Source organism: Pseudomonas sp. FW305-3-2-15-E-TSA4, from assembly GCF_058787295.1.
The window spans coordinates 191,102-206,017 of sequence record NZ_JBYSZP010000003.1; the positions used below are offsets into that span (position 1 = coordinate 191,102).

14 protein-coding genes are annotated in these 14,916 nt (G+C 61.5%); 5 read left to right on the forward strand and 9 right to left on the reverse strand.

What is annotated here, in order from left to right; all coding sequences use genetic code 11:
• Positions 1 to 25: 25 nt before the first annotated feature.
• Positions 26 to 736 carry a PqiC family protein gene (locus AC3WMV_RS05245; RefSeq protein ID WP_095138104.1) on the forward strand — a complete coding sequence of 237 codons (711 nt, stop codon included), beginning with the start codon at positions 26 to 28 and terminating at the stop codon, positions 734 to 736.
• A 220-nt stretch (positions 737 to 956) separates the two neighbouring features.
• Here the strand turns inward: AC3WMV_RS05245 and AC3WMV_RS05250 are convergent, their stop codons facing one another.
• A complete protein-coding gene (locus tag AC3WMV_RS05250) occupies positions 957 to 2,471 on the reverse strand; it encodes an AhpA/YtjB family protein (protein ID WP_096794755.1) in 1,515 nt (504 codons plus the stop codon).
• A gap of 134 nt (positions 2,472 to 2,605) precedes the next feature.
• Between AC3WMV_RS05250 and serB the strand changes: the two genes are divergently transcribed.
• Entirely contained in the window at positions 2,606 to 3,820 is a 1,215-nt protein-coding gene (serB, locus tag AC3WMV_RS05255; protein WP_007967407.1) for a phosphoserine phosphatase SerB, read from the forward strand.
• A 118-nt stretch (positions 3,821 to 3,938) separates the two neighbouring features.
• Here the strand turns inward: serB and AC3WMV_RS05260 are convergent, their stop codons facing one another.
• Complete coding sequence (locus AC3WMV_RS05260; protein WP_103368231.1) at positions 3,939 to 5,693, reverse strand: cyclic-di-GMP receptor FimW-related protein; 1,755 nt, start codon at positions 5,691 to 5,693, stop codon at positions 3,939 to 3,941.
• Between the two features lie 220 nt (positions 5,694 to 5,913).
• Here AC3WMV_RS05260 and AC3WMV_RS05265 point away from each other — a divergent pair, with 220 nt between their 5' ends.
• A complete protein-coding gene (locus AC3WMV_RS05265; protein ID WP_027611401.1) occupies positions 5,914 to 6,315 on the forward strand; it encodes a lectin OAA family protein in 402 nt (133 codons plus the stop codon).
• A 60-nt stretch (positions 6,316 to 6,375) separates the two neighbouring features.
• On the opposite strand, the gene asd is transcribed toward AC3WMV_RS05265, so the two are convergent.
• Genes asd through AC3WMV_RS05280 form a run of 3 tightly spaced genes read right to left on the reverse strand, consistent with a single transcriptional unit; the run spans position 6,376 to position 9,650 of the window.
• Positions 6,376 to 7,236, reverse strand: coding sequence for an archaetidylserine decarboxylase (gene asd, locus AC3WMV_RS05270; protein WP_027611402.1), 861 nt, complete (start codon positions 7,234 to 7,236; stop codon positions 6,376 to 6,378).
• A complete protein-coding gene (rhdA, locus tag AC3WMV_RS05275; RefSeq protein WP_098966921.1) occupies positions 7,236 to 8,069 on the reverse strand; it encodes a thiosulfate sulfurtransferase in 834 nt (277 codons plus the stop codon). The genes asd and rhdA overlap by 1 nt, the downstream gene beginning before the upstream one ends.
• A 42-nt stretch (positions 8,070 to 8,111) precedes the next feature.
• A complete protein-coding gene (locus AC3WMV_RS05280) occupies positions 8,112 to 9,650 on the reverse strand; it encodes an HDOD domain-containing protein (protein ID WP_103368232.1) in 1,539 nt (512 codons plus the stop codon).
• A 166-nt stretch (positions 9,651 to 9,816) separates the two neighbouring features.
• Between AC3WMV_RS05280 and motA the strand changes: the two genes are divergently transcribed.
• Positions 9,817 to 10,668 carry a flagellar motor stator protein MotA gene (motA, locus tag AC3WMV_RS05285; RefSeq protein ID WP_007952169.1) on the forward strand — a complete coding sequence of 284 codons (852 nt, stop codon included), beginning with the start codon at positions 9,817 to 9,819 and terminating at the stop codon, positions 10,666 to 10,668.
• Between the two features lie 3 nt (positions 10,669 to 10,671).
• Positions 10,672 to 11,748 carry a flagellar motor protein MotB gene (gene motB, locus AC3WMV_RS05290; RefSeq protein WP_096794759.1) on the forward strand — a complete coding sequence of 359 codons (1,077 nt, stop codon included), beginning with the start codon at positions 10,672 to 10,674 and terminating at the stop codon, positions 11,746 to 11,748.
• Positions 11,749 to 11,800: 52 nt separating this feature from the next.
• Here the strand turns inward: motB and AC3WMV_RS05295 are convergent, their stop codons facing one another.
• The 4 genes from AC3WMV_RS05295 to rsgA form a co-directional block, all read right to left on the reverse strand.
• Positions 11,801 to 12,286 carry a toll/interleukin-1 receptor domain-containing protein gene (locus AC3WMV_RS05295; RefSeq protein WP_027611406.1) on the reverse strand — a complete coding sequence of 162 codons (486 nt, stop codon included), beginning with the start codon at positions 12,284 to 12,286 and terminating at the stop codon, positions 11,801 to 11,803.
• Positions 12,286 to 13,245 carry a caspase family protein gene (locus AC3WMV_RS05300; protein WP_098966926.1) on the reverse strand — a complete coding sequence of 320 codons (960 nt, stop codon included), beginning with the start codon at positions 13,243 to 13,245 and terminating at the stop codon, positions 12,286 to 12,288. The genes AC3WMV_RS05295 and AC3WMV_RS05300 overlap by 1 nt, the downstream gene beginning before the upstream one ends.
• A gap of 2 nt (positions 13,246 to 13,247) precedes the next feature.
• Positions 13,248 to 13,655 (reverse strand): TIR domain-containing protein, encoded by a 408-nt coding sequence (locus AC3WMV_RS05305; RefSeq protein WP_103368233.1) that lies wholly within the window; start codon positions 13,653 to 13,655, stop codon positions 13,248 to 13,250.
• A 212-nt stretch (positions 13,656 to 13,867) separates the two neighbouring features.
• Complete coding sequence (gene rsgA / locus AC3WMV_RS05310) at positions 13,868 to 14,899, reverse strand: small ribosomal subunit biogenesis GTPase RsgA (RefSeq protein ID WP_095138114.1); 1,032 nt, start codon at positions 14,897 to 14,899, stop codon at positions 13,868 to 13,870.
• Positions 14,900 to 14,916 lie beyond the last annotated feature (17 nt).

A 14,916-nucleotide genomic window follows, 5' to 3' on the forward strand; every position in this document is an offset into this window, starting at 1 on the left:
TTGTGGCGGCCACCTGGACGGGATGATGACTGCTCTGCGCCCCCTTATTTTCCTGCTCGCCGGCGTTTTGGGCCTGGCGGGTTGCAGCGTTCACCAGCCGGTGTCGCTGTATCAGCTGGACAGCGGAAGTCCGGCTCAGCCTGCGCAAAGCACAGGCATGGCGGTTTTGTTGGGTCCGGTAGTCATTGCTGATTACCTGCAACGTGAAACTTTGCTGCAACGTCAACCAGACGGCAGCCTGCAGGCCTCGACCGACGGTCGCTGGGCGGGCAGCCTTTCGTCGGATATCGATCAATTGCTGATGCGTCAGGTGGCCGGTCATCTGGACAGCCAGCGTGTGGTATTGGCACCCGCCACTCTGGGATTTGCCCCGGATGTGCAGGTATTGCTGACCATCACGCGTCTGGACTCCGGTGAGAAGCAACCGGCGATCCTCGATGCACAATGGCGTCTGATCGACCGTCGTGGTCAGGTGCGCGATAACCGCATCGTTCATCTGCAGGAGCTGCATGCCGGTACCACGGCTTCGCAGGTGCAGGCGCAGGGGATTCTGCTGCAGCGTCTGGCCGAGCAGTTGTCGGTGGCGCTCAAGCCATTGGCCAACCAGCCTCCGGTGGCCGAAGCACCGCGTAAGGCAGCGCCTAAACCGGCAGCGCCGGCGGCGGATGCAGAGAAGCAGCCGAAGATTCCGATGGCTTCGCCGATTCGCACGGATATGGAAGTGTTCCGCTTCTGAGTCTGAATCAGAGTCAAACCAGAGCCCGCCTTGTGCGGGCTTTGTTGTTTCTGGGGGCTGGAGGACAGTTGCTCCCACCATTTGATCAGCGGTGGGCACGTACCCTGTGGGAGCGGGCTTGCTCGCGAAGGTGTCGGAACAGGCGCCATAAAAGATCGCAGGCAACAAAAAGCCCGCAGACAATCACTTGTCTGCGGGCTTCTATGCATCTGGCTAAGGCTTACGCCCGGCGCTCATGCATCCGCGCCAGTTGTCGCTCGAGCATCGAGGGATAAGGCTCCATCAACCGCTCGACACAGCAGGCCCCCTCAGGGCTGGCGATCGGGCGGATTCGCGCTCGCTGACGAATCAGCGCATCGTCACCGATCTTGCGCTCGACCAGCAGCAGGTTGCGACTGTGTTGCGACAGGGCCAGCGCATCCTGAGCCGAATCGGTCAGCAGCAGGTCGATCTGGCTCAGGCCGAACAACTCGTCGCCCAGGGTCAGGCCCAGTTGCAATTGCAGGGTGATGCCGCTGTCGGCGACTTCGATCTGCAACTGATGGCCCAGCGCCCGCAGCAACTCGCCGCAGCAGATGGCGTTGGTCAGGTAGTCGTCACCGCTGTCTTCGGTGTGGAACAGCATCAGTGTGCTGCCATCGTTCAGGGTTTCGATTTCGCCCTGATACAGCGAAGCGGCCTGATCGAGACAATCGCGATAGCGCTCCAGCAACTCTTCCAGACGGGCACGCGGCAGGCGCCGCAGTTGCTCTTGCGAACCCAGCTGGATCGCCAGCACCGCGCTGTGCTGCGGCACGCTTGGTGTCGCTTTACGCGGCGCCGGAACAGCTTCGGTCAGCGACTCGTCGCGCAGATCGGCAAACGGGTCTTCGTCGTCATCATCGTCTTCAACGGTGCTGACCACGTGGCGCGGCGCCGGTTTTTGCGCGGCCATCGGGCGGGTTTCGTCAAAGCTCGGGTCACGCAGGTTGCGCACTTCGAACTCTGGCTCATCCTCTTCCTCGAACTCGGGTTCCGGCTCTGGCTCAGGTTCAGGCGCAGGCTCCGGAGCGTAGTTGGCGTGCAGCTGACGCGCCAGATCGCCGATTTCGTCCTGACGATCTATGCCCGGCGTGTGTTCGTCGATGCGCCGCAGCCAGACGCGCAATTGCAGCAACGGCGTCGATAGATAGCGCCCCATGCGCAGGCTCAGGGCCAGCGACAAGGCCAGCAGGATCGCACTGAGAATGCCCATGCTCTGCAGGCTGATGGTCATCGGCTGCTGGAACTGATCCATGTCCAGGCTGATGCGCAGTTGCCCGGCAGTCACGTCCTGGAAGGTGATCTTGCTCTCGTACATGCCCTCGGCTTCGCCCAGCAGGCTGTGCTTGGGGCGCTGACCGGATTCGGCGAGGATGCGGTTGTCCACGCTATAGATCGCGGCGTGTGCCACCAGCTTGTTCTTGGTCAGGTTGTTGAGCAGCACGTTGAGGCTGAGGATGTCGTTGGACACCAACAGTTCAGTGGCAGAGGTGGCGGTCTGCGTGGTCAGGCTTTCGCCCAGCGCATCGGCCTGCTCGTGCATGGCCTGCTTGAACTGCAAGCCCATCACCCCGGCATAGATCACCAGGGCCAGAGCGACCAGGATCACGTTATGGCTGGCAATGCGCAATGCAATCGGTACACGGCGATGGCGCAGTGCACGGAAGATCAGCAGGAAGAAGTTATCGGTTTTAACTGGCGTGGGCCGGTTCACTGAGCTCGGCTCTTTTGTCCGTGAAGTTGACGCGCAGTATAGCGACAGGCCCTAGACCGGCAAAGCGCTCGCGGTGCCCGATGGTCACTGAAAGTGGGTAGAATGCGGTTTTTTTCCAGTTGCGGGGGTGCGCGTTGCGCGAAATCGTCCTGATTAACATCACGGGAGTCGACCGTCCGGGTCTGACTGCGGCCATTACCGGCGTTCTGGCACAAGGTGGTGTGAACATTCTCGACATTGGTCAGGCGGTGATCCACGACACCCTGTCGTTCGGCATCCTGGTTGAAATTCCCGACTCCGAGCAAGGCAAAGCCGTGCTCAAGGACATCCTGTTCAAGGGCTACGAGCTCGACCAGCAGGTGCGCTTCACCCCGGTGTCCGAAGAGGATTACCAGCAGTGGGTGGGCAATCAGGGCAAGAAACGCCACATCGTCACCCTGTTGACCCGCAAAGTGACCGCCGGCCAATTGCAGGCGGTCAGCTCGATCACCGCCAAATATGGCCTGAACATCGACCATATCGACCGTCTGTCGGGTCGCATGCCGCTGGACACTCCGGCGGACAAGGGCAAGGGCTGCATCGAGTTCTCCGTGCGTGGTGAAGCGGCTGATCCGCAGGCGCTGCGTGCCGAATTCCTCAGCGTTGCGCAGGAGCTGAACGTCGACATCGCCTTCCAGGAAGATTCGCTGTTCCGCCGCAACCGGCGTCTGGCGGTGTTCGACATGGACTCCACGCTGATCGAAGCCGAAGTCATCGACGAACTGGCCAAGGCCGCCGGTGTCGGCGAGCAAGTCTCGGCCATCACCGAGCGCGCGATGGCCGGCGAACTGGACTTCCGCGCCAGCTTCAAAGAGCGCCTGGCGTTGCTCAAAGGTCTGGATGTCAGCGTGCTGGACTCGATCGGCGCTTCGCTGCGCCTGACCGAAGGCGCCGAAACCTTGTTCGCCGAACTCAAGCGCCTGGGCTACAAGACCGCGATCCTGTCCGGCGGCTTCACTTACTTCGCCAAGCAGTTGCAGGCCAAACTCGGCATCGACTACGTGTTCGCCAACGAACTGGAAGTGGTCGACGGCAAGTGCACCGGCGTGGCCATCGAGCCGATCGTCGATGCGCAGCGTAAAGCGGATCTGCTGAAGGAGCTGGCGCACAAGGAAGGCTTGCGTCTGGAGCAGACCATCGCCGTGGGCGACGGCGCAAATGACCTGCCAATGCTGGCGATTGCCGGGCTGGGTGTGGCGTTCCGCGCCAAGCCGCTGGTCAAACAGTCGGCGAAGCAGGCGATTTCCACCCTTGGGCTGGATGGCGTGCTGTATCTGCTGGGCTTTCGCGATCGCGACGGGCAGCTCTGACATCTCTATCGTCTGACTGGCCTCTTCGCGAGCAGGCTCGCTCCCACAGTTGAAATGCATTCCAGTGTGGGAGCGGGCTTGCTCGCGAAGGTAGCGCCGCCGATCCATCGGCGGGTACTTAAAGCGATTTCCACAACGAATCAAAATCCTCCTCGCCCCCGCCATTCTGCGCGGCCTCCAGCGAGCGATAGGCAAACTGATTGAAACTGTGCGTACTCGCCACCCGTCGATCCAGCCCGGCGCGGTGTTCTTCGCCGTGGGTGTTGATCAGCACTTTATTGCCTTCCTGAAACGGCAGGCGCGGGGCGAGCAAGGTCGCGGGCAAGTCGATGGCGCTGATCTCCGGTAGCAGCAGACCGCGCAAATACTGACTGTGATCATCTCGCGAGCGCACCAGTTGCAAACCGCAGGGTTCGGCGTGTGGCGCCACCAGTTCTATGCCCATTTGCGGCCCGCTGCCGCGCACCTGACGAATCCAGCGCACCACCGCAATGCTCCAGCCCTGATTCGCACTGTCCTGAATCCCGAGCATTTCCCCGGCCTGCAATTCGGCGGGTACTTCGCTTGGCCACGCCAGACAATAGCCGCCGGGACTGTGGTTGATCACCGGCAAGCTGTAGGTCGGGTAGTGTGGAGGGCTGTCCGCGTTGCTCTCGTCTTCGCCCAGATGGTCGTACTGGATTTCTTCGTACGGCAGCAACTCTTCAGTCGCGCCCTGCGGTGCGGCGTCGAAGGCCTGGCTCCAGCTGTCCTTTTCGCCCTGGACCACCACGCGACTGAAATTGGCCGCGCGAGCACCGGGATGTTTCAGCAGTTCGCTGAAGCTGCGTTCGCCGCCCAGGTAAAAGTGCAGGGCGCTCATGCCGACGCACACGGTCAGGCTGCCTTGACCGGCGGTGCGCTGAAAACTGCGCTCAGCGGCCTGGCCCCAACTGGCGTGCAAATGTTGTAGGGTATCGAGGCTCAGTCCTGCCGGGATCGGCAACGGCGTCGACGTCTCCTGCTGCAGTAAATGCGCTTCGATCACGTTCACCAGCGGTTGCGGATCGAAGCCCAGCAGTGCGCCCTGTTGTTCTTTGCGAAACATGCTGCGGTAGCGCGGGCCGGCGTCCAGTTCAGCGCTGATGGCGAACAGTCCATCCTGCGGACTGCCGGGATGCAATTTGAGCAGGGCACTCCACGGCTCCAGCACTTCGGCCAGCCGAGCGATCTGGTTCTGGCGCAATTGATTGCAACGGGCGCTACCCAGCAGCAGGGCGGCGATATAGGTCTGTTCCAGGCTCAGTTCGCTGCTCAGGCTCGCCAGATCGTCATGCACCCGACGCTGTTGCAACTGCAAGGCGCAAGCGCAGCGATACAACTGATGCAGCTCGAACCACAGATGTTCCGGCGGCGGACTGTACAGCTGCGTCGCCCGCAGCAGTTGCCCCTTGAGCGCATGCGCGGCCCGTTGCAGGGCCTGACTGACCAGTGCCGCCCGATCCTTGTGATACTTGGGGACAATGCGCAGAACGATCTGCTTGTAGCCGATAGCCAGATGACTTTGCAGCGCCTGGCACAAGTTGCTGATCTTGCGAGAGCGCTCATCGAGCATGATTGCCTGATGCAGAAAGTGCCGCTCCAGATGCTGGCAGACGAAGTAAACCTCGGGGCGCAGCAGCTCCAGCAGTTGCAGGCGATTGTCACTAGGGGTGAGCAATTGGTTGAGTTCGCCCAGGCCTAGGTACAACTGGCGGGCGGTTTCGCCGATGTTGGCCTTGGGCAGGCCGGCGATCCAGCGCTTGAGATCGCGCGGGGTGGCTTCGCAGAACGACAGGCGCGTTTGCGTCGGGATCGGGGCGCGCAGGGAGGGTTGGGGGCGTGACTCACTCATGCCGTGACTGGCTCCAGCGGCGAAATTGGCAACACCAAGAACTCTAGCAGCTGTAGTCTGTTTCGCCGGATGGCGTCAGGCTTTTTGACCACTGGTCTGCTGGCCGGATGCCATTCAACAAGCCCTACTAGTCTCTCAGACGTGCGATCGGAAACGCACGGTTGCACGGCCTGCCGTCAACCTCGGGCAGGTCTCCCGAAACTTCAAGGAGATGAGGTTCATGTCTAAATATGCAGTGGCAAATCAATGGGGCGGTAGTTCGGCACCGTGGCATCCGGGTGGAACCTGGGTGCTGGGCGGGCGGGACAACCAGCAAGTCGTCGCCATCGAGATCAAGTCGGGCGATGGCGGCAAAAGCTTCACCGGCACCATGACTTACGCCGGCGAAGGCCCGATTGGCTTCAAGGCGCAGCGCACCGGTCAGAATCAATACAACGTCGAGAACCAGTGGGGTGGCAATGATGCCCCATGGCATCCGGGTGGCAAGTGGGTGATCGGTGGACGGGACAATCAGAACGTTGTCGCGTTGAGCGTCACTTCCAGCGATGGAGGGAAAAACCTCAGTGGCACCAATACCTACGCCAACGAAGGGCCGATCGGCTTCCGTGGGCAGATAGAGTAACGGCGCCTCCCAGGTCGTGTCCGCCCCTTCACAGACGTGTGAAAGGGCGGATCAGCCGGCTCAGGCCGTCGGCAGGGCCAGAGCCTGGCCCATTTGCACTGGCGAACCCGCCACCAGTTCTTCAGCCCATTTCACTTGATCCGGGCCAAACAGCACGATCGCCGTCGAACCCAGTTTGAAGCGCCCCAGTTCCGCACCTTTTTCCAGATGAATCGGCGCACGGGCGGCTTCGTCGTAGCGGAAGGTTTTCAGTTCGCGCTTCGGTGGGGTGACCAGACCGGCCCACACGGTTTCGATCGAAGCGACGATCATCGCGCCGACCAGCACCACGGCCATCGGCCCGCGTTCGGTGTCGAAAATGCATGCTACACGCTCGTTGCGGGCGAACAGCTCCGGAACGTTTTCCGCAGTGGTCTGGTTGACCGAGAAGATCCGGCCCGGGATGTAGACCATCTCGCGCAGGGTGCCGGCCAGCGGCATGTGCACGCGGTGGTAATCCTTCGGCGACAGGTAAATGGTGGCGAAGTCGCCGCCCATGAACGGCGCGGCATTCGCCGTGTCACCGCCCAGCAGTTCCAGTACGCTGAAGCTGTGGCCCTTGGCCTGGAACACCCGACCGTGTTCGATCGGGCCGAGCTGGCTGACCGCACCGTCGGCCGGGCTGAGGATCGCGCCCGGGGTCTGATCCAGTGGCCGCGCGCCGTCTTTCAGGGCTCGGGTGAAGAACGCGTTGAAGTGCTCATAGGCGGTCAGGTCTTCGACCAGCGCTTGCGACATGTCCACCTGATAACGCTTGGCGAACCACTGGGTGAAGGCATTCTTGAACCAGCGCACGCGGCACTCGGCGACGCAGCCGGCCAGGCGCGACAGCAGGTGATGAGGCAGCAAGTACTGGCTGAGGATAAACAGACGCTCTTTCATTAGTTGTCCTTAGAACCTTGAATCTCGACAGGCGTGTCAGGGTGGTTGCCCCATTCGCCCCAGGAACCGGCGTAGCCCTTGACCCGCGGATAACCGAGGGACTTGGCCACCAGATAAGTGAAGCCCGACCGGTGATGGGTCTGGCAGTGGGTAATGATTTCTTTGTCCTTGGTGATCCCGAGGTCTTCGAGGATCTGCGGCATGTCCGTGCGAATCCGCAATTGACGCGCCTTGTCCATGCCGGCGGTCCACTCGAAGTTCACGGCGCCGGGGATGTGTCCACCCTTGGCGGCCAGCACTTTCTCACCGGAATATTCCAGCGGCCCGCGTGCGTCCCAGATCGCCAGATCGGCGGCGCCGAGACGGCTTTGCAGGTATTCGCGGGTTGCCGTCGGCTCGTCGTGCAGGGTCAGCGCCACCGGCCCACCCACAGCAGGCGGAACCTGGATCGACATCGGCATGCCGGCTTCCAGCCACGCCGGCAGACCGCCGTCGAGGTAGTGGTATTTGTCGTGACCGATCACGTCGAGCAGCCAGATGAAACGCCCGGCCCAGCCACCGCCCTCGTCGTCATAGACCACGTAGACCGCGTCTGGACGATGGCCCAACTCACCGAACAACGCCTCCAGATCGGCTTTGGCCGGCAGCAGCCCCGGCGCCGGCGGCTGGCCGAGCTGGGTGCGCTTGGGGTCGACAAAGCGTGCGCCGGGCAGATGGCCCTCGGTATAGCGGGCGGCACTGGTCAGGTCCACCAGAATCAGTTCGCTGGCATCCAGCCGAGGGAGCAGGTCGCTCGGTTCGATGACGAGCGGCAAGCCAGAGAAGTCAGACATGTGAGGTCTCCAGAGCACAAAGGGGGGGATTGTAGCGCAGCCTCATCGGCCACGGCTGCTAAAGCTGTGCAGGGCCTTTTCGATGCACTGTGCGGTTTTGCCGAAAGCCTGCACGCTGATGTCGGCGAACGGCCCACCGCCCTGGTCGGCGACTACGATCATGATCACCCGGCCGTTATTGACCAGCGAACGCAGGAACAGATGCTCGCCACGGAACAGCGCACGCAGGCCCGGCGGCAACAATGCGGAAAATTGTGCGTTGTTCTCGGGGGTGATCCGCACCTGTGCCTGTTGTGCGAGCAGGCGCTGCAAGACTTTGCTCTGACTGACGACAAAATTCAGCGCGGCGGCTTCCTTCGGCAAACCGAAGGTCTGGTTGACCCGCAGATTCGATTGCGTGCGGTCGGCCATCAGAATCATCACCCGGCGCATGCCGCTGGCGACCAGCGCATCACGGGCGGCGACGGTCAGGCTCATGGCATTGGTGAAGCGGCTCGGCTCGGCCAGCAGTTCGGCGCATTGCCGGCGCCATTGAGTCAGATCCTCGGCATTCGGCGCCGCCGCCGGCAGCATCCCGGCCGGCAAGCGATGGGTGCCCCATGGCCATAATAATGAAACGGCCGGGTGCCACAGATCGGGCATGGCATGCTGGCGCGCACTGTTGGCGGCTTGCTGGTGCAACTGCTGCTGCACTTCGTCCATCGAGATTTGCAGATAAAGGCTGGTCAGGTACTGCCAGCGCTCGCTGTGCGGACTGTCCCAGGCCTGTTGTGCCGACAGCGCCAGGCCGTTGGCCAGCAACACGGTGTTGGCCGGCTGGTTGAGCCAGCGGCGCAGGGTCGGATCGTCGTCGAGGCGATTCTGCTGGCGCAACGGATGTTCGCTATCGCGGGCGATGCGCAGTACTTTCACCAGTTCGCGCTGTTCGCTGAGCAGCAGTTTATAACCCTGCTGCACCCAGATCGGCAGGTGCCAGACCTGTACCAGCGCCTCGGCGATCTTCAGCAGGCGCACACCAAACAGTTGCTTCTCGACCGTGCGCGCCGATTCGCCCTTGTGGATAACCCGCAGCTCCCACTCTTCGAGCAATTCGGGAAACGTCAGCGCCAGCGGCCATAACGGCGACAGAAACAACAGGCTGCCCCAGTGAATGTCCTGCCACAGTCGTGCGAGGCGACTGGCAAAAAAACCGTTGGCCTGTTGTGTTGCGTGCTGGCTGATCATCTGCAGTTGGCGCAAGGCCTTGGGGATCTGCATCTGCGGTTCGACGGGCAGACGTACGAGCAATTCTTCGGTACGCGCCAGGCCCAGACGGTTGATCGCCACCTCGAGATTTTCCGCTGGAGCGGCCATGGTGCCATGGGTGTGACGATTTGCCTCACGGATGATGCTCAAGGCCAGCGCCGGACTGTCCTGCATCAGGTCGGCGATATCGCGCAGCGAGCTGCGGTTGTCACGGATCGCCCGGCAAACCTTGTCGTGCGCCTCTTGCGGCACGGGCAGGCGCACGCCATCGAGCAGTTTGACCCAGCCCTCGAGCGTGGTCGGTTTTGCGTGTGGGACGTTCGTTTCATTAGCCATGTCTGGACGAGATCTTCACTGACTGTAGACGCGCCCGGCATGGGCTAAATTGGCTTTTCGCCTGAACTGGCTATAGTCTGGCGCAGTTTTGCCGATAAGTAGAAGAAGAGATTTTTTAACTTCCGAATATGACCTTGAACCCGACTTAAATAAGTACTTTCTACCTATGGCTAAAATTATCGGCATCATCGTCGTATTCGCGAGCGTGCTCGGCGGATACGTGCTCTCCCACGGCAAAATTGCCGCCCTGATCCAGCCCTTCGAGGTGATGATCATCGGTGGTGCGGCCCTCGGTGCATTCCTCCAGGCCAACCCCGGTTACATGACGATGCACGTGCTCAAGAAATCCCTGAGCATGTTCAGTTCGCGCTTCAGCCACACGTTCTATCTGGAAGTGCTCGGCCTGATCTACGAGATCCTCAACAAGAGCCGCCGCGAAGGCATGATGGCCATCGAAGGCGATATCGAAGACGCTGCCGCGAGCCCGATCTTCGCCAAGTACCCGGCCGTGCTCAAAGACGAACGCATGACCGCGTTCATCTGCGATTACCTGCGCATCATGTCCTCCGGCAACATGGCTCCGCATGAGCTGGAAGGCCTGTTCGACATGGAACTCTACAGCCTCAAGGAAGACCTCGAGCACCCATCCCATGCGGTGAACGGCATTGCCGACGCCATGCCCGGTTTCGGTATCGTTGCGGCGGTATTGGGTATCGTGGTGACCATGGCGTCGCTGGGTGAAGGCGATCAGAAATCCATCGGTCTGCACGTGGGTGCGGCACTGGTGGGTACCTTCTTCGGTATTCTCGCGGCCTACGGTTTCTTCGGGCCGTTGGCGCATTCCCTGGCGCACGATGCCAAGGAAGAACTGAACGTCTACGAAGCCATCAAGGCCTCGCTGGTGGCGTCGGCTTCCGGTATGCCGCCATCGCTGGCCGTGGAGTTCGGGCGCAAGGTTCTGTACCCGGCGCACCGTCCAAGCTTTGCCGAGCTGGAACAAGCCGTTCGCGGTCGCTAAGCCATGGAAAATAATCAGCCGATAATCATCAAGCGCGTCAAGCGCATAGCCGGTGGGCACCACGGCGGGGCGTGGAAAATCGCCTTCGCCGACTTCGCCACGGCGATGATGGCGTTCTTCCTGGTGTTGTGGCTGCTGTCCACCGCAACGCCTGAGCAAAAGATCGCCATCGCCGGTTACTTCAAGGACCCGGTCGGCTTCTCCGAAAGTGGCACGCCGTACATCATTGATCTGGGCGGCACGCCGACCCTGGCCCCAGAAAACACCCTCAACCCTGAGGTGAAGTCGCAGCCGCAACCGGACAAGGTCACGGTCGACACCGAGCAGGTCGAAGGCATGGCCGAGCAGGTCGAGAAAGAACGCCTGGAGCTGTTGCTGCAAGAACTGCAGAACAAGGTCGACGAGAACCCGCAGCTGCAGAAGTTCAAGGATCAGATCCTGTTCGAGATCACCCCGAACGGCTTGCGCATTCAGATCATGGACGCGGAAAACCGGCCGATGTTCGACTCGGGCTCCGCACGCCTGAAGCCGTACTTCGAAGACATCCTGCTGGCCATGGCCGACACCATCAAAGCGGTGCCGAACAAGATCAGCATCAGCGGCCACACCGACGCCAAGCCGTACACCGGCACCGGCGATTTCGGTAACTGGGAACTCTCGGCCAACCGTGCCAACGCCGCGCGGCGTGCGCTGGTGGCAGGCAGCTATCCGGATTCGCAGGTGGCGCGCGTGGTCGGTTACGCCTCGTCGGCGCTGTTCGACAAGGAAAACCCGTTCAACCCGGTCAACCGCCGCATCGACATTGTGGTCCTGACCAAAAAGGCCCAGGCCGCCATCGAAGGTTCGCAAGGTGCCGACGCGGCCAAGCCAGCGGCCGAAGATCAGAACGGCGCCGCTCCGGCGACGCCGGTCGATCCGAACGCGCTGCCGGCGGATCAGCAACCGGTGCCGGCGCACGAGTTGCGCGAACGCTTGAACCTGTTCGACGACGCCGCACCGAAACCGGCAGTGCCGGGGACTGCGGCGCCAGCGCCAACAGCTCCGCCAGCCGCTGCACCGGCCCCTGCGCCGAAGCAGTGAGCGACAAAAAAGCCGACAGTGATGTCGGCTTTTTTGTGGCTGTCGATTGGCCTCAGAAACCGCGCCGAATCCGGTTCTTCAGTTGTTCATGGAAAAGATCGGCGTTGCGCTTATAGGTGCCGCTGAAGGATTCGTTGCTCGAATCCAGCGTCATCGAGCGCTTGCTCGATACTTCTTCACGATAGGCATCGATGAAGAAATTCAGATCACTGGCCGTGCTCAGCTTCGGCCACTTGTCCAGATACTCCGGCAGCTTTGCCGGCCCGGTGCGGAACGAGCAGATCCGGCGGTTGCTGATCGTCGCTTCGCCGATTTCGAACGGTACCCACCACGACAGAGCGGTTTTCTCTGAAACCACCGCGAGCAGGTGTGTGCATTCGGTGATGTTGCGGGTGATCACGCCGGTGATGTCGTCGGTGGTCTGCGACTCCGGGTCGAGTACGTCGAGGTAAGTCTTGATGTTGGCCTGCATCAATTGCGCATTGATCGCCATGGCCTGCGGGCGATCCATGTGGCGGTAGCTGATGAATACGGGCATCAGAAGTGTCCTTTGAGGGCGAGTTCACGGTAATAGGCGCCGAGCGCCGTGAGGCGGCAGCCAGTGGAGTGAATGGCGGCGTAGTACATGTGCTCGGCATCCACCGGTTCGATCAGGCTGTGGCGATTGCACATTTGCAGTTGCTTGAAGATGTCGCCGTGTTCGGGGTCGAACAGTGCTTCGGTGGGCTCGTAGCTGGGATCGAGTCTGAAAACGAAGCTCGGCTCCGGGAACCAGTCCTTGAGTTTGCGCAGGGTTTCCTCGGCAATCAGCGGTGCGACCTCGCGTAACGGCACAAACTGCGAGACATTGGTCTTGAACACCGGACGCTGTTCCCAGGCGCCCAGCGCATTGTCGACAAATGAGTAAACGCTACCGGGGGTGACCTTGCCGAGTACGTTGGCAGCGCCACCGTGCAGCGCTTGCAGCAACAGATCCGTGAATACGCCATGACCGCGACTTTCCAGGGCGTACTGCTCTTTTTTGCAGGCCGTGAGAATGGTCACGCCTTCGCCGATCACACTGCTGCCGCCACGCAGATTGCGCATGGCGCCTGCTGCGCCGGCCTGGCAGCAATCGAGAATGATGATTTTGTTCTTGATGTGCGGGGCCTTGTCCGCCCACTCCAGAATGTCGCTGATGCGGATCCCGTCTCCGCCAGGCTGATAGTCCTGGGGAATCAGGAGTCCTTCGTCGATGCTGGTGTCAAACTGACCATGGCCGGCGAAGTACAGCAGTGCCACGTCACAATCGCCTGAGAACAGGCTCTGGATCTGCTGTTTCATGTGGCTGAGCGTGAGTTTTTCTTCGGCTGAAGTCAGCACTTTGCTGCTGAAGTTCGGTCGCCCGTTGGCATGACGCTCCAGCACCGACGCCATGGCCATGGCGTCGTTGTTACAGCCGCTCAAGGGCGAGACGTGGTCGTAGTGGTTGATGCCGATAAACAGTCCCTTGCGCATGGTTACACCGCCGTGTGCTGACGGATCGCACCGATGATGCTGTTGGTGTTCCACGCGCACTCGGCGTGCGCCGCGTCACGCACGACGCTGGAAATACGCTCGGCGCCGAACGGCTTGATCGCGATGATCACTTTGCCCATGCGCTTGGCGATCTCGATTTCCTTGTTGATCCACTTGCTGTAAGTCGAATACATCCCGGCCATGATCAGCACCGCCGAGCACGGGCGAATCTTGTTCTCGATGGCTTCTTCGAGTTGCTTGTCGGTCTGCGCGCCCATGATCGGGTTGTGCGGCGGCACGGAAAAATTCTTGAAACTGAAATCCGGTCTGGCGCCGAGCAGGCGTACCAGATTGTCGTGAGCGTGGGCGTAGTTCCACGAATGGCTGATGAACAAATGGTAGGTCTGCATGGGGTTCCTCGAAGGTCGCGAAGGTGCGAAGGAGGACCCCAATCTAGGCATCTGACGCGAGCCTACAAGGGCTGGGCGGTGAAAGAGAAATGTCCTGCAAACAGGTGCGAACGAGTCTGTCAGAAGAGTCTGACGTTTAACGGAATCGAGGATTTGTCAGGCGCGGTCCGACATCCGGCAGCCCTCGGGCGAGAGGCTGCCGGTGCAGATGTTTAGTAGCCGTTTTCCGGCAGGCTGGCGATGATCGAGCGGTAGCTGTTCATCCGCTGCTGCTGCACGCGGCCGTCTTCCAGGGCCTTGAGCAGTGCGCAACCGGGTTCGCGATCGTGCTTGCAGTCGCGGAAGCGGCAGGTGCCGAGCAGGTCGTTGAACTCGATGAAACCGGCTTCGACGTCGGCGCGGCTGACGTGGCCCAGACCGAACTCACGGATACCCGGGGAGTCGATCAACTCGCCGCCGCCCGGGAAGTGGAACAGGCGTGCGGTGGTCGTGGTGTGCGTGCCCTGACCGGACAGCTCCGACAACGGGCCGACACGGGTTTCGACTTCCGGCAGCAGGCTGTTGACCAGCGACGACTTGCCGACGCCGGACTGGCCGACGAACACGCTGATGCGCCCGTCGAGCTGCTTCTGCAACTGTTCCATGCCATTGCCGTGATGCGCCGAGACTTCCAGCACCGGATAACCCAGCGTGCGGTACACCGCCAGCAGGGCATTGAGCGCCGGGGCGTTCTGCTCGTCGATCAGGTCGAACTTGTTCAACAGCAGCAACGGGCGGATGCCGGCGTGTTCGGCGGCGACCAGGTAGCGGTCGATCAGGTTGGCATGCGGCTCGGGCAGGGGTGCGAAGACGATGACGATCATGTCGACGTTGGCGGCGACCGGCTTGAGCTGGCCACGGCTGTCCGGGCGGCAGAGTTCGGTGTTGCGCGGCAATTGCGCGACGATCACCCCGATGCCCTGGTTGCCGGCGCGCCAGACCACCCGATCACCGGTCACCAGCGCCGGCAGGTTGGCGCGCAAGTGGCAACGGAAAACCTGGCCGGCCTGTTCGCCGTCCACAGCCTCGACTTCGACCTGCACACCGAAGTGGGCGATCACCAGGCCGTGTTGCTCGGGGCCGAGGTCGCCGCCCTCGAGGGCTTCGACCGCCGAGGACTCGCGTTTGGCGGCGCGGGCGGCGCGCTCGCCCTGAATCTTTTCGATGCGCCAGTTTTGACGACGATTGAGTTGGCGTTTGGCCATGGGTGTTCCGTCTGAAG